Annotated in this window: 12 protein-coding genes; 5 read left to right on the top strand and 7 right to left on the bottom strand. The window is 52.0% G+C overall.

The window, feature by feature from the left end:
• The first annotated feature begins 330 nt into the window (after positions 1-330).
• Both RT197_RS14380 and RT197_RS14375 read left to right on the top strand, forming a co-directional pair.
• Positions 331-777 (top strand): transcriptional regulator, encoded by a 447-nt coding sequence (locus tag RT197_RS14380; protein ID WP_312951727.1) that lies wholly within the window; start codon positions 331-333, stop codon positions 775-777.
• A 17-nt stretch (positions 778-794) separates the two neighbouring features.
• Positions 795-1,328 carry a glycoside hydrolase family 108 protein gene (locus RT197_RS14375; protein WP_312951726.1) on the top strand — a complete coding sequence of 178 codons (534 nt, stop codon included), beginning with the start codon at positions 795-797 and terminating at the stop codon, positions 1,326-1,328.
• 57 nt (positions 1,329-1,385) lie between these two features.
• Here the strand turns inward: RT197_RS14375 and RT197_RS14370 are convergent, their stop codons facing one another.
• From RT197_RS14370 to dnaK, 4 genes are all read right to left on the bottom strand, one after another.
• Positions 1,386-1,733 (bottom strand): phage holin family protein, encoded by a 348-nt coding sequence (locus RT197_RS14370; protein WP_312951950.1) that lies wholly within the window; start codon positions 1,731-1,733, stop codon positions 1,386-1,388.
• A gap of 101 nt (positions 1,734-1,834) precedes the next feature.
• Positions 1,835-2,797, bottom strand: a complete 963-nt coding sequence (locus RT197_RS14365; protein WP_312951724.1) for a LysR family transcriptional regulator — start codon at positions 2,795-2,797, stop codon at positions 1,835-1,837.
• A gap of 343 nt (positions 2,798-3,140) precedes the next feature.
• On the bottom strand, positions 3,141-4,277 hold the full coding sequence (gene dnaJ / locus RT197_RS14360; RefSeq protein ID WP_312951723.1) for a molecular chaperone DnaJ: 1,137 nt from the start codon (positions 4,275-4,277) through the stop codon (positions 3,141-3,143).
• A gap of 151 nt (positions 4,278-4,428) precedes the next feature.
• On the bottom strand, positions 4,429-6,345 hold the full coding sequence (dnaK, locus tag RT197_RS14355) for a molecular chaperone DnaK (RefSeq protein WP_312951722.1): 1,917 nt from the start codon (positions 6,343-6,345) through the stop codon (positions 4,429-4,431).
• Between the two features lie 441 nt (positions 6,346-6,786).
• Here dnaK and msyB point away from each other — a divergent pair, with 441 nt between their 5' ends.
• Both msyB and satP read left to right on the top strand, forming a co-directional pair.
• Positions 6,787-7,500: an acidic protein MsyB gene (gene msyB, locus RT197_RS14350; protein WP_312951720.1), complete on the top strand. Its 714-nt coding sequence runs from the start codon at positions 6,787-6,789 to the stop codon at positions 7,498-7,500.
• Positions 7,501-7,652: 152 nt separating this feature from the next.
• On the top strand, positions 7,653-8,219 hold the full coding sequence (gene satP, locus RT197_RS14345; protein ID WP_312951718.1) for an acetate uptake transporter: 567 nt from the start codon (positions 7,653-7,655) through the stop codon (positions 8,217-8,219).
• A 59-nt stretch (positions 8,220-8,278) separates the two neighbouring features.
• Here satP and RT197_RS14340 read toward each other — a convergent pair whose 3' ends face one another.
• The 3 genes from RT197_RS14340 to tal all read right to left on the bottom strand — a co-directional run bounded on the left by RT197_RS14340 (position 8,279) and on the right by tal (position 11,359).
• The gene (locus tag RT197_RS14340) at positions 8,279-9,559 is read right to left on the bottom strand and encodes an MFS transporter (protein WP_312951716.1); all 1,281 of its coding nucleotides are present in this window, start codon (positions 9,557-9,559) and stop codon (positions 8,279-8,281) included.
• Positions 9,560-9,677: 118 nt separating this feature from the next.
• The gene (gene mog, locus RT197_RS14335; protein WP_312951714.1) at positions 9,678-10,265 is read right to left on the bottom strand and encodes a molybdopterin adenylyltransferase; all 588 of its coding nucleotides are present in this window, start codon (positions 10,263-10,265) and stop codon (positions 9,678-9,680) included.
• 140 nt (positions 10,266-10,405) lie between these two features.
• The gene (tal, locus tag RT197_RS14330) at positions 10,406-11,359 is read right to left on the bottom strand and encodes a transaldolase (RefSeq protein WP_312951712.1); all 954 of its coding nucleotides are present in this window, start codon (positions 11,357-11,359) and stop codon (positions 10,406-10,408) included.
• 192 nt (positions 11,360-11,551) lie between these two features.
• Between tal and RT197_RS14325 the strand changes: the two genes are divergently transcribed.
• Positions 11,552-12,976 (top strand): sodium:alanine symporter family protein, encoded by a 1,425-nt coding sequence (locus RT197_RS14325; RefSeq protein ID WP_312951711.1) that lies wholly within the window; start codon positions 11,552-11,554, stop codon positions 12,974-12,976.
• The last annotated feature ends 22 nt before the right edge of the window (positions 12,977-12,998 follow it).

The raw sequence follows: 12,998 nt of genomic DNA, 5'->3' as shown, positions 1-12,998 counted from the left end.
ACGGCAGCGTAAAAAGCGCTAATCACAAAGCATCACATCATCAGATGATACTCAAAATACCTATATATCGAGCAATTAGTGATAAACAAACCCGCATCACGCCAGTAATCACCGCAATAAAAACACAAGATAAGCGGAAATTAAAATGGGTATTAAATCTCACTAAACAGTCAGTTAAATACGGTTTAAAAAGGGTTGTTTTTCGTGATGCAGGCAAAGTTTTTGGCGTTCAGACAGCGAAAATCATCGACAGCCAATGGAATAAGCTGTTTCTCATAAATTAGTATTAGCCCACACCAAACAGGACGTAAATCTCTAAAGGACGACATAATGAAAACCTATATCATCAATAACAACTGCATCTTTAACGAACGGAATCACGAGTTAAGAAGCGTCTCAAACTCACTGGTCATCAAAATGACAGCGATGCGTGCGCGGTGCCTTAGCTTTATCATCGAAAATGCAGAAATGGAGGTAATTGAACGCCAGCAACTCACAACGGCGCTATGGGGAAGCCGTGGGAATTTTGTCAATGATGCCAATTTAACTCAGATACTTTATCTCATTCGTCGCGATCTGAAATCACTGGGTGTGAGTGATTTTCTTATTACAGTTCCGCGCAAAGGTATTCAGGTAAATAACCAGATCCCGGTAAAGGCCGTCACCAGACAAACAAAAAGTCGCTGGTTATCGCGTGCAACAATGCCAGTGAGAGCGATGCTTACCGCGACAGCTGCGGCACTGCTTGCCGTTGCCTTTTATTTAAATGCTCGTTAACAGGGAAGGAACAGGGAATGAATCCAGTAATTGATGGTATTTTAATGACCGAAGGTGGCTACACGAACAATCCGAAAGATCTCGGCGGCGAAACAAACTGGGGAATTACGGAAGCTACCGCCAGGGCGCAGGGTTATACCGGTGAGATGCGTGACATGACGCGGATGGAAGCCTATGACATTCTGGAAAAGAACTACTGGCTGAAACCGGGGTTCGATCGTATTTCCGAGCTGTCCTGGCCGATTGCATTTGAACTCTGCGACGCCGCCGTTAATATTGGTCCACGGCTGCCATGCACATGGTTACAACGCTGGTTGAACGTGCTGAATCGCGAACAGAAAAATTACTGCGATATCGTGGTGGATGGCAAAATTGGTGCCAAAACCATTGCGGCGTTAGAGGCTTATCTGAACTGGCGCGGAAATGAAGGAATGCATGTGCTGGTCGAAGCGCTGAATTGTAGCCAGGGAGCCTACTATCTCAACATCACTGAAGATAGATCGCAAAACGAAGAGTTTGTTTATGGCTGGATTAAAAACAGGGTAGCGTAACGTTTTTGCCGTATCCCATCAGAATAATAATAAGGCTCAAGGATGAGCCTTATAGAACTATTTGATAATTTTATTATCCTCGAGGATTTTTCTTACTTTGTCGCCAAAAAGTTTCAGGATTGGCGCAGCAAAAACGCCTCCCAGTCCTGCGGCCAATAAAACCATATTAAAGCTAAGCTCTTTCTCAATAGCTAAAGCACTTAACAAAAAACTGGTAAAACATGAAATAACGATCTGGGTCAGGCAACTCATTACGCTTTTGTTGGTGCCATGGGAAATTTTTTTCTTAGCTTTGAGAAGATAACTGACAAAACCGCCCCAGGCCCCTGTGGCAACGATGGTTAACAGTATCTCCATTTCCAGCAGTACAACTTCCGATGTTTCTAAGTGGTTTGGAATCGACATTTTAAACTCCTGTATCAATGTGAGTGACCAGGAATCTAAAGCAACCAGACGAAAATCAGTAGTCATAATCTCTCATCGAAAACCATTTCTTGTGATGACCTCTACAGGCGATCTGACTGGCGGCGGAATGAGGAAAGCGTTTGGAGCATAGTAACCAGTTCTTCAATTTCCGATCGTTTTGCGCTTTTTTTATGCCAGGAGGCATAAATATTCAGAGGTTTGAAGCTTAGTTCCGGCGGTGGCTGGAGCATTTTAATGGCGTAGCGACGCTGATTCTTATAAAAAAGCGCCAGCTTAAGCGGTATCAGGGCAATCAATGAGGTACGCTCAATGATACTGATAATGCCGCTAATAGAGTCACTGCGGTAACCTTTTTCACGAACGCCTTTATAATCGGCATCTTCAGGATGTAAATCGCTGTCATTGATCATCATCGGCGAAAAAACGCCCGACTGATACACGGCGTGACGTGCGGAATAAAAATTATGCAGCGTTAACTGCGAAAGCTCACTGTAGATGTGGTCGGTGCTGCAAATACATACAAAGGATTTGAAGCTATCAATCACCCGATATTCTGCGTTCGGATCAACCACTGGATCAGGATTAATAATGAGATCGCAATCGCCGACAATCAATCGCTCATGTATTTCTTTTTTATCCATATTTCTGGCAGAAAAATGATGCAGTGAAAATCGCTCAAAAATATCATCGTCATAAAGCTGAGACAGATAATAATTTTCAGCAATCTCACTGCCGAGAATGGTGATTTTACGCCCCTGACCGTTTTTCTTTTCCGGGATAAACGTGCCGCTAACCAGTTCCATCGCCTGACGGAAAGCGTTATGGATTTCCAGCGCTTTGGCCGTGGGGATCAGGCCGTCTTTACCCCTGACGAAAAGCTCTTCCTCGTAGAAGCTCTGTAAACGGGTCAGGGCAAGAGAAACCGCCGCTGGCGTTACGGATAATCGTTTGGAGGCTTTGCTGGCGCTGCCGGCCGATATAACAGCATCAAGCACTTTGATTAAATTATAATCAAAGTTCTTATTGGCACTTTTTCCTCCCATTCATTGCCAGCCTCTATTAATGAAAAAATGCAATATAGATAATACTGAAAAGAAAGCAAATAACAGTTTATAAAAATAGAAATAAATTATCAGAATGATGATGAGGATTATCCTATATACAATAAATATACAAAATCACCCGTCTAATCCAACATATATATTTAGCTAAACCAAAAATGATTTTTAATAAAACTTAAAAGATAACCATCAACAATGTCCGTTGAGGTCGCTGTAGCAAGTCGCTGTGGCGGGTGTAAGTGGCTGACAGGAGAAAGGAAAGTCTGGCGGCAAAGATAAAAAAAACCCGGAAATTGTTCCGGGTTTTTTATTAACATCAATGATATTAACGGGTTAAATCATCGAAGAATTTCTTCACGCCGTCAAAGAAGCTTTTCGAACGCGGGCTGTTATTTTCCCCGGTCGGACCGCCAAAGCTGTCCTGCAAATCTTTGAGGAGTTGCTTCTGCTTGTCGTTCAGGCCCACCGGCGTTTCAACCACAACGCGGCATAGCAGGTCGCCCTGCGCGCCACCGCGCACGGACTTCACGCCTCTCCCGCGCATACGGAACAGTTTACCGGTCTGGGTCTCGCCCGGCACTTTCAGCATCACGCGACCGTCGAGCGTCGGCACTTCAATTTCACCGCCCAGCGCCGCCATCGCGAAGTTAATCGGCACTTCGCAGTACAGGTTATTGCCTTCACGTTCGAAGATAGGATGCTGTTTTACCTGCACCTGAACGTACAGATCGCCTGCCGGTGCGCCGTGCTCGCCCGCTTCACCTTCGCCAGACAGACGAATGCGATCGCCGGTGTCCACGCCTGCCGGGATTTTAACCGACAGGGTTTTGCTCTTCTCAACGCGCCCGTGACCGTGGCATTTATGGCACGGATCTTTAATCAGCGTACCGCGTCCCTGACAGTGCGGACAGGCCTGCTGTACCGCAAAGAAACCCTGACGCATCTGTACCTGGCCGGAGCCGTGACAGGTTGGACAGGTTTGTGGCTGGGTGCCGGGTTTTGCGCCGCTGCCGTGGCAAACGTCACACTCTTCCAGCGTCGGAATACGAATTTCTTTGGTGACGCCACGCACCGCTTCTTCCAGCGTCAGTTCCATGTTGTAGCGTAAGTCAGCGCCGCGCGCTGCGCGCTGGCGACCACGACCGCCGCCAAAAATGTCACCAAACACGTCGCCGAAGATATCGCTGAAGTCCGCACCGCCGCCGCCAAAGCCGCCGCCACCGCCCATGCCGCCCTGTTCAAACGCAGCATGACCGTACTGATCGTAAGCCGCACGTTTCTGTGCGTCGGTCAGGATTTCATACGCCTCTTTAATTTCTTTAAATTTGGCTTCGGCGTCTTTATCACCCTGGTTGCGGTCCGGGTGATATTTCATTGCCAGGCGTTTGTACGCCTTTTTGATTTCGCGCTCTTCCGCTGTTTTGGAAACGCCCAAAATCTCGTAATAGTCTTGTTTCGCCATTTTCTTTTTCAGCCCCTAACATGCGAGCACGGGCGGAGAGGCTTACCTCTTCGCCCGTGGCAATCTCTATACACGTCATTCTTCAGGCTGCCCGTTGGCTACGCCACGAGCCAACCTGAATGATTTTGCGTATAACCCATTCAAAGGGCGATTATTTTTTGTCTTTTACTTCTTCAAACTCTGCGTCGACCACATCGTCGTCCTGCGCATTGTTTGCGGAAGCATCAGCGCCACCCGCCTGCTGCTGAGCGTGCTGCTGCTGGGCGATTTCCATCAGCTTCTGGGAAACCTGTGCCAGCGCCTGCATTTTGGCTTCGATATCCGCTTTGTCTTCGCCTTTCAGCGAGGTTTCCAGCGCGGTCAGTGCAGACTCAATTGCCGATTTGTCATCAGCCGGTAACTGCTCGCCCGCTTCTTCAACCTGCTTACGGGTGCTGTGCAGCAGATGATCGCCCTGGTTGCGGGTCTGTACCAGTTCTTCGAACTTACGGTCAGATTCCGCGTTCGCTTCGGCTTCGCGCACCATTTTCTGGATTTCATCTTCGTTCAGACCAGAAGAAGCCTTGATGGTGATCTTCTGCTCTTTACCGCTGTTTTTGTCTTTTGCAGACACGTGCAGGATACCGTCAGCATCGATGTCGAAGGTGACTTCGATTTGCGGCATACCGCGCGGCGCAGGCTGAATACCATCCAGGTTAAACTGACCCAGATCTTTGTTATCAGAGGCGCGTTTACGTTCACCCTGCAACACATGGATGGTGACCGCAGACTGGTTGTCTTCAGCGGTAGAGAACACCTGGCTGTGTTTAGTCGGGATGGTCGTGTTTTTGCTGATAAGCGCAGTCATCACGCCGCCCATGGTTTCGATACCCAGCGACAGCGGAGTAACGTCCAGCAGCAGAACGTCTTTAACTTCGCCGGTCAGTACACCACCCTGAACGGCAGCACCGATAGCCACGGCTTCGTCCGGGTTAACGTCTTTACGCGGCTCTTTGCCAAAGAACTCGGCAACTTTTTTCTGCACCATCGGCATACGGGTCTGACCGCCGACCAGGATCACGTCCTGCACGTCGGATACGGACAGGCCAGCATCCTGCAACGCCACTTTCAGCGGGTCGATAGAACGGTTAACCAGATCTTCAACCAGGCTTTCCAGTTTCGCACGCGTCACTTTGATGTTCATGTGCTTCGGACCGGTCGCGTCTGCGGTGATGTACGGCAGGTTGACGTCGGTCTGCTGGGCAGAAGACAACTCGATTTTCGCTTTTTCTGCCGCTTCTTTCAGGCGCTGCATTGCCAGCGGGTCGTTACGCAGGTCGATGCCCTGATCTTTCTTAAACTCTTCAACCAGGTAGTTGATCATGCGGCTGTCGAAGTCTTCACCACCGAGGTGAGTATCACCGTTGGTTGCCAGAACTTCGAAGGTTTTTTCGCCGTCAACGTCGTCGATTTCGATAATAGAGATATCGAAAGTACCGCCGCCGAGGTCGTAAACCGCGATAGTCCGGTTGCCGACTTCTTTATCCAGACCGTAGGCCAGTGCCGCAGCGGTCGGTTCGTTGATGATACGTTTGACTTCCAGACCGGCGATACGGCCAGCGTCTTTAGTCGCCTGACGCTGCGCATCGTTAAAGTAAGCCGGTACAGTGATAACGGCTTCAGTTACCGTTTCACCGAGGTAATCTTCCGCCGTTTTCTTCATTTTTTTCAGCACTTCGGCAGAAATCTGCGGCGGTGCCATTTTCTGGCCTTTTACGTCAAGCCATGCGTCGCCGTTGTCGGCAGCAATGATTTTGTACGGCATGATAGAAACATCACGCTGCACTTCTTCGTCCTGGAAGCGGCGGCCGATCAGGCGTTTAATCGCAAACAGGGTGTTTTGCGGGTTTGTCACTGCCTGACGCTTAGCCGGCTGACCAACCAGAGTTTCACCATCCTGAGTATATGCAATGATAGAAGGCGTGGTGCGATCGCCCTCGGCGTTCTCCAGCACACGTGCAGTAGTGCCATCCATAATCGCTATGCAAGAGTTGGTAGTACCCAGGTCGATACCAATAATTTTACCCATCTAAACGTCTCCACTAAAAATTCGGTCATCATGTGGTTGTGAACCTGTAATAAGGGCGAAACGTGCGGTTTCAACTACCTTAAATCGTTTTTTTTCAGGCTCACTCACTGCGGTTGAGTACAAGATGGGGTCGCCGCGCCTCGCATCAAGGGGGAAGGTGAAAAAAAAATTTGCCTGGCGGCGGCGATGCTGTCCAAAACGCCGTCTCCCGGCGGCCTTCATTGCGACCCATACCTTTATATTTCGTAGGCAAAAGCCCAAACATACTCATATAACTTTTGAAATAATCCGAAAGCATTGTCTGCTCATCGGCGCTTTACCCCGGCAGTTAAAATAAAAGGCTTTGTCTGAAGCCGCTAAAAAAGCCGGTAGCCCTCATCGGCGATAAATAATTATTAACGGTTCATTTTCTAAACACATTTTAAGCGGATAGTCGTCACAATGAACGTCACGTATTTGCAGGATAGCGATCTGAGTTTTCTTGAGCATTGCAATGAAGAACAATTAGCCCGGCTTGCCCGTTTATTAACCCACAATGAGAAAGGCAAGCCGCGCCTTTCCAGCGTGCTGCTGCGCAATGAGCTTTTTCTTTCGATGGAGGGCCATCCCGAACGCCATCGTCATAGCTGGCAACTCATTGCCGGAGAGTTACAGCATTTCGGCGGTGACAGCATCGCCAACAAACTGCGCGGCCACGGAAAACTTTACCGCGCCATTCTGCTGGATGTCGGCCATCGCCTGAAACTGAAAGCCGATAAAAAGCAGTCCACCTTTGAGATTGAACAGCGCCTGCTGGAACATTTTCTGCGTAACGCGTGGGAAAAGATGAATGACGAACAGAAAGCGGAATTTTTTGCCGCCGTTAAAATCAGGGTCGCCGAGCTGGAAGAGTTGCTGCCTGCGCTAATAAAGGATAAAAAACTTGCCGACGGCGTCGCGCATCTGCTTTCCGGGCAGCTTAACCGCATTTTGCGCACCCACGCGGCAATGAGCGTGATTGGACATGGCCTGATACGCGGCGCGGGGCTGGGCGGACCGGTAGGCGCTGCGTTGAACAGTGTTAAAGCCGTCAGCGGCACGGCCTACCGCGTCACCATTCCGGCCGTATTGCACATTGCCTGCCTGCGCAGAATCGTCGCCGTCCGACAGCCGTAATTCCTTCCTTTCCCACAGGGGTAAATATTTGCATTTTACCCCTGGTAGATCATAGACAGCCCCTATATGCCCGCTTATTATGCTGCGCCCTCCCGTTACGTCGGGGTCCTGGGCATATACATTTCACTATGAATTAATGAACTTGAGGAATTATGGGCAACACTAAGTTGGCTAATCCGGCTCCGCTGGGCTTAATGGGTTTTGGCATGACGACAATTCTGCTGAACCTGCACAATGCGGGCATTTTCCCCTTCGACGGCATTATTCTGGCAATGGGGATTTTTTACGGCGGTATCGCACAAATTTTCGCGGGCCTGCTGGAGTTTAAAAAAGGCAATACCTTCGGTTTAACCGCATTTACCTCTTACGGTTCCTTCTGGCTGACGCTGGTTGCCATTCTGCTGATGCCGAAAATGGGCCTGGCCGATGCGCCGAACGCGCAATTCCTCGGCGCATACCTCGGGCTGTGGGGCGTGTTTACCCTGTTTATGTTCTTCGGCACGTTGAAGGGCGCAAAAATGCTGTCGTTCGTCTTTTTAAGCCTGACCGTACTGTTTGCTCTGCTGGCTGTGGGCCACATTGGCGGTAATGAAGGCGTGATCCACATTGCAGGCTGGATTGGTCTGGTTTGTGGCGCGAGCGCGATTTATCTGGCAATGGGTGAAGTGCTGAACGAACAGTTTGGCCGTACCGTACTGCCGATTGGTGAAAAGCACTGATCGATTCTGCGGCGGGTCAGCCTGTGGCGACCCGCCGACACGATTCAGACCGCCGACCGTTATAACGTTTTCTCCCCGCTTCCCTCACGCAATACGATCCCCAGCGCAAAACCCACCAGCGACAATCCCAGAATATACCAGGCCGGAGCCATCGGTGAGACGCCCATCAGCATCGTCACGGCCACCGGCGTAAGTCCGCCGAAAATAGCGTACGCGACGTTGTAGGAAAACGAGATGCCGGTAAAACGTACCGCAGGCGGAAACGCTCTGACCATCACGCAAGGCACCGCGCCCACCACGCCGACGCACAGCCCCACCAGCCCGTACAGGATAAACAACTGTTCCGGGTGCGCACCGGAGAGGTGATAAAACATCCAGCTTGAAGCCGCCAGCAGCAGGCTGCCGATAATAAAGGTTTTGCTCGCGCCGAAGCGGTCAATCGCCAGCCCGGCAATCAGGCAGCCGAAACACAGCATAATGGTGGCAATACTGTTCGCCTGTAACGTCAGCGCAGGCGCAAAGCCGTACTGCTTTTGCAGCCAGACCGGGGACATCAGGATCACTACCACGATACCGGCGGAAAGTAGCCAGGTCAGCAGCATTGAGATCGCCACCGCCTTTTTATGCCGCAGAATCACCGATTTCACCGGCAGTTCCTGCGCCAGCACTTTGCGCTGCTGCATTTCCAGAAATACCGGCGTCTCCTGCAACCAGCGGCGCAGATACATAGCGATCAGCCCAAACGCTCCGCCTAACAGGAACGGTATCCGCCAGCCAACATCGTGGAGCGTCTGCGCACTCATCGTGGTATTAATAATGGTCGCCACCACCGAACCAAGCAGGATACCTACCGTCAGCCCGGCAGTCAGCGTGCCGCAGGCGATGCCCGTCCGCCGCGCCGGGACATGCTCGGCGACAAACACCCACGCCCCCGGCACTTCTCCGCCGATCGCCGCGCCTTGCAAAATACGCATGAAAAGCAGCAACAGCGGCGCGGCTAACCCCGCAGAGGCATACGTCGGCAGCAGCCCCATCGCCAGCGTTGGCAGCGCCATCAGCAGGATGCTAAGGGTAAACATCTTTTTGCGCCCGACCAGGTCGCCAAAATGCGCCATTACGATCCCGCCCAGCGGTCGCGCCAGATAACCGGCAGCGAAAATGCCGAAGGTCTGAACCTGACGTAGCCATTCAGGAATGTCAGCGGGAAAGAACAGATCCGCCATGACAGCGGCGAAGAACACGAAAATAATAAAATCATAAAACTCCAGCGCCCCGCCGAGGGCGGCAAGCGTCAGCGTTTTATAATCCTGGCGATTCAGAGGGCGTGTGTTGTTTGGCATAGGAAACCGGGCATTATCAGGCAGCGTGGGATTACGCGAGTGTAAATTAAAAATTACTATATCGTAAATAAAACGCCACTCCACCAACCGATTAACTCATGCCAGAAAACGGCGATATTCAGGAGATTATTTCGCGTATCGCACTTTTAGGGCGAAAGGCTGCTACCACCAGCGGATCGGTTTCGATATAGGGCCCGTCCAGTAGCTGTACACAATACGGTACACTTGCGAAAATCCCCGGTACCAGCGCCTTACCGCTGGCATCTTTCACGCCTTCCAGCGTCTCCTGAATGGACTTCGGCTGGCCGGGTAAATTGAGGATCAGCGCCTGTTTGCGGATCACCCCTACCTGACGTGAAAGAATGGCGGTCGGCACGAATTGCAGGCTGATTTGCCGCATTTGTTCGCCAAAGCCTGGCATTTCACGGTCGGCAATTGCCAGCGTCGCGTCCGGCGTGACGTCACGACGCGCCGGACCGGTGCCGCCGGTAGTCAGCACCAGGTGACAGCTCATTTCATCCACCAGCTCACAGAGCGTCTGCTCAATGATGTTTTGCTCATCCGGGATCAGGCGCGTTTCGATTTCAAAAGGCGTGGTTAAGGCTTTCTCCAGCCAGGCTTCCAGCGCGGGAATGCCTTTATCCTGATAGACGCCGCTGGAGGCGCGATCGGAGACAGAAACGAGGCCAATGCGTAATGTATTCATGGTTTTTCCGTTAATCAGTACCGTTTAGCGGAATAATACGGGGAATTGCGCAGAAGCTCTACTGACGGGGGACAACCTGCGAGGAACAGACGCCACAAGAAGGGAATAAAAAAGGCCGGTATTGCTACCGGCCTCGTTGATTACAGCAGATCGCCGATCATTTTTTCCAGTTTTTCCTGGTCAACGGCAAACTTGCGGATGCCGTCCGCCAGTTTATCAACCGCCATCGGGTCCTGGTTATGCTGCCACAGGAATTCCGCTTCGGTGATGCGTTCCGGGCGCGCTTTCACTTCACCGCTGAACGACAGCTTACGCTCGATAGTCCCTTCGCTTTCTGCCAGCTCTTTCAGCAGCGCAGGTGCGATGGTCAGACGGTCGCAGCCCGCCAGCTCAAGGATTTCGCCGAGGTTACGGAAGCTTGCGCCCATGACCACGGTTTCATAGCCGTGCTGTTTGTAGTATTCGTAGATTTCAGTAACGGAAACCACGCCCGGATCTTCAGCAGGTGCGTACTCTTTCTTGTCAGTATTGGATTTGTACCAGTCAAGAATACGGCCCACGAACGGGGAGATCAGGTAAACGCCCGCTTCCGCACAGGCACGCGCCTGGGCAAACGAGAACAGCAGCGTCAGGTTACAGTTGATGCCTTCTTTTTCCAGCTGCTCAGCGGCACGAATGCCCTGCCAGGTTGAAGCCAGCTTGATCAGAATACGATCGTTGCTGATGCCTGCGTCGTTATAGAGCTTAATCAGGCGTTTCGCTTTAACGATAGACGCTTCGGTGTCGTAGGAAAGACGCGCGTCCACTTCGGTAGAGATGCGGCCCGGCACCAGTTTGAGAATTTCCAGACCAATGTTAACCGCCAGTTTGTCGCTTGCATCAACAATCTGCTGCGCGCGATCGCTGCTCTGGCTACGCGCCCAGGTCACGGCGTCGTCGATCAGTTTACGGTATTCGGGAATTTGTGCTGCGCCAAGGATCAGAGAAGGGTTAGTTGTGGCATCCTGCGGCTGATACAGCTTCATTGCCGCGATATCTCCGGTATCAGCCACTACGGTGGTGTACTGACGCAGAGAGGTCAATTTATCCGTCATAATAGTGTTTCTCTTTAAACAGCTTGTTAGGGGGATGTAACCGGTCTGCCCTGATAATATCACGCCCCACCCTCAGCGCAACCGCAGACAGTGTATGGTAAACTCCGCGAATTCATTACCCGCGCGGTAACAGTTTTTTAAAAAAGTGGTAGCGCTTACACGAGCGCACCGGCATAAACAAGAGGACGTTTAATGCCTGATTTTCTACGGTTTATGAGCGATATCATCTGGAATTCTGTGATGATTTACCTGCTGGCAGGTGCGGGTATCTGGTTTACCTGGCGCACAGGATTTATCCAGCTTCGCTATCTCCGGCATTTTGGCAAGAGTCTGAAAAATAGCGTGACGCCCCAGCCGGGAGGACTCACGTCTTTCCAGGCGCTGTGCACCAGTCTTGCCGCTCGCGCAGGCAGCGGCAATCTGGTGGGCATCTCGCTGGCCATTACCGCAGGCGGTCCGGGGGCCGTTTTCTGGATGTGGATATCAGGGCTAATGGGTATGGCGATCTGTTTTGCCGAATGCTCACTTTCGCAGCTCTATAAAGAACGCGATGCACACGGGCAATTTCGCGGCGGCCCGGCGTGGTACATGGCGCACGGCCTGGGAATGCGCTGGATGGGCGTGCTGTTTTCACTTTTTCTGCTGCTCTCCTACGGCCTGGTATTTAACACCATTCAGGCCAATTCCGTTGCCCATGCCATGAGCTATGCGTTCTCCGCACCCGCGCTGATGACCGGTATAGTGCTGGCCGCGCTGGTTTTTCTCACAATCATTCGCGGGCTGCGAGGCATCGCCAGGCTGATGCAATGGCTGGTGCCGCTGATGGTGGTCCTGTGGGTGCTCACCAGCCTGCTGATCAGCGCCTGGCATATTACGGCGCTTCCCGGCACGGTGGCCGCTATCGTCAAAAGCGCCTTTGGCTGGCAAGAAGCGGCGTCAGGCGCGGCGGGTTATACGCTGAGTCAGGCGCTGACCAATGGCTTTCAGCGCGGAATGTTTTCCAATGAGGCGGGATTAGGCTCTACTCCCAATGCCGCTGCGGCTGCCGCTTCCTGGCCTCCGCATCCGGCGGCGCAGGGGATCGTGCAGATGATCGGCGTTTTCAGCGATACATTTATTATTTCCACCTGTAGCGCGCTGATTGTGCTGCTTGCCGGACACCATTCCGTTGACGCCTCGCTGGAGGGGATTCAGCGCGTTCAACATGCGATGGTGATGCTGATTGGCGAGGCTGGCGCGGGTGTGGTGGCGGTGGCGGTGGCGCTGTTTGCCTTTACCTCCATCGTCGGAAATTATATCTACGCCGAAAATAACCTGATTTTCCTGCGATTTGATACCCGCTTTACCCGCTGGATGCTGCGGATCGTTACGCTGCTGATGATCATTGCGGGTTCGCTGATCGGCTTTCCGGTGGTGTGGCAACTGGCGAATATCACGGTAGCGCTGATGGCGATGACCAATCTGACCGCGATTTTGCTGCTGTCGCCGGTGGTGCAGTTGATTGCCAGCGACTATTTGCGCCAGCGCAAGCTCGGCGTGCGTCCGGTGTTCGATCCCCGGCGCTATCCCGACCTCCAGCTTATGCCCGGCGCGTGGGATGATGTGCCAAAACTTTAGTGCGTCAATCGCAGCCATCGCC

Source organism: Superficieibacter sp., from assembly GCF_032071645.1.
GTDB lineage: Bacteria > Pseudomonadota > Gammaproteobacteria > Enterobacterales > Enterobacteriaceae > Superficieibacter.
Note: the sequence above shows the minus strand (reverse complement) of the source record. Positions and strands in the feature narration are given on the sequence as shown.

Coding starts and splice junctions, on each gene's coding strand:
- RT197_RS14380 (WP_312951727.1), top strand. CDS start 331: ATGAAAACCTATATCATCAATAACAACTGCATCTTTAACGAACGGAAT.
- RT197_RS14375 (WP_312951726.1), top strand. CDS start 795: ATGAATCCAGTAATTGATGGTATTTTAATGACCGAAGGTGGCTACACG.
- RT197_RS14370 (WP_312951950.1), bottom strand. CDS start 1,733: ATGTCGATTCCAAACCACTTAGAAACATCGGAAGTTGTACTGCTGGAA.
- RT197_RS14365 (WP_312951724.1), bottom strand. CDS start 2,797: ATGGGAGGAAAAAGTGCCAATAAGAACTTTGATTATAATTTAATCAAA.
- dnaJ (WP_312951723.1), bottom strand. CDS start 4,277: ATGGCGAAACAAGACTATTACGAGATTTTGGGCGTTTCCAAAACAGCG.
- dnaK (WP_312951722.1), bottom strand. CDS start 6,345: ATGGGTAAAATTATTGGTATCGACCTGGGTACTACCAACTCTTGCATA.
- msyB (WP_312951720.1), top strand. CDS start 6,787: ATGAACGTCACGTATTTGCAGGATAGCGATCTGAGTTTTCTTGAGCAT.
- satP (WP_312951718.1), top strand. CDS start 7,653: ATGGGCAACACTAAGTTGGCTAATCCGGCTCCGCTGGGCTTAATGGGT.
- RT197_RS14340 (WP_312951716.1), bottom strand. CDS start 9,559: ATGCCAAACAACACACGCCCTCTGAATCGCCAGGATTATAAAACGCTG.
- mog (WP_312951714.1), bottom strand. CDS start 10,265: ATGAATACATTACGCATTGGCCTCGTTTCTGTCTCCGATCGCGCCTCC.
- tal (WP_312951712.1), bottom strand. CDS start 11,359: ATGACGGATAAATTGACCTCTCTGCGTCAGTACACCACCGTAGTGGCT.
- RT197_RS14325 (WP_312951711.1), top strand. CDS start 11,552: ATGCCTGATTTTCTACGGTTTATGAGCGATATCATCTGGAATTCTGTG.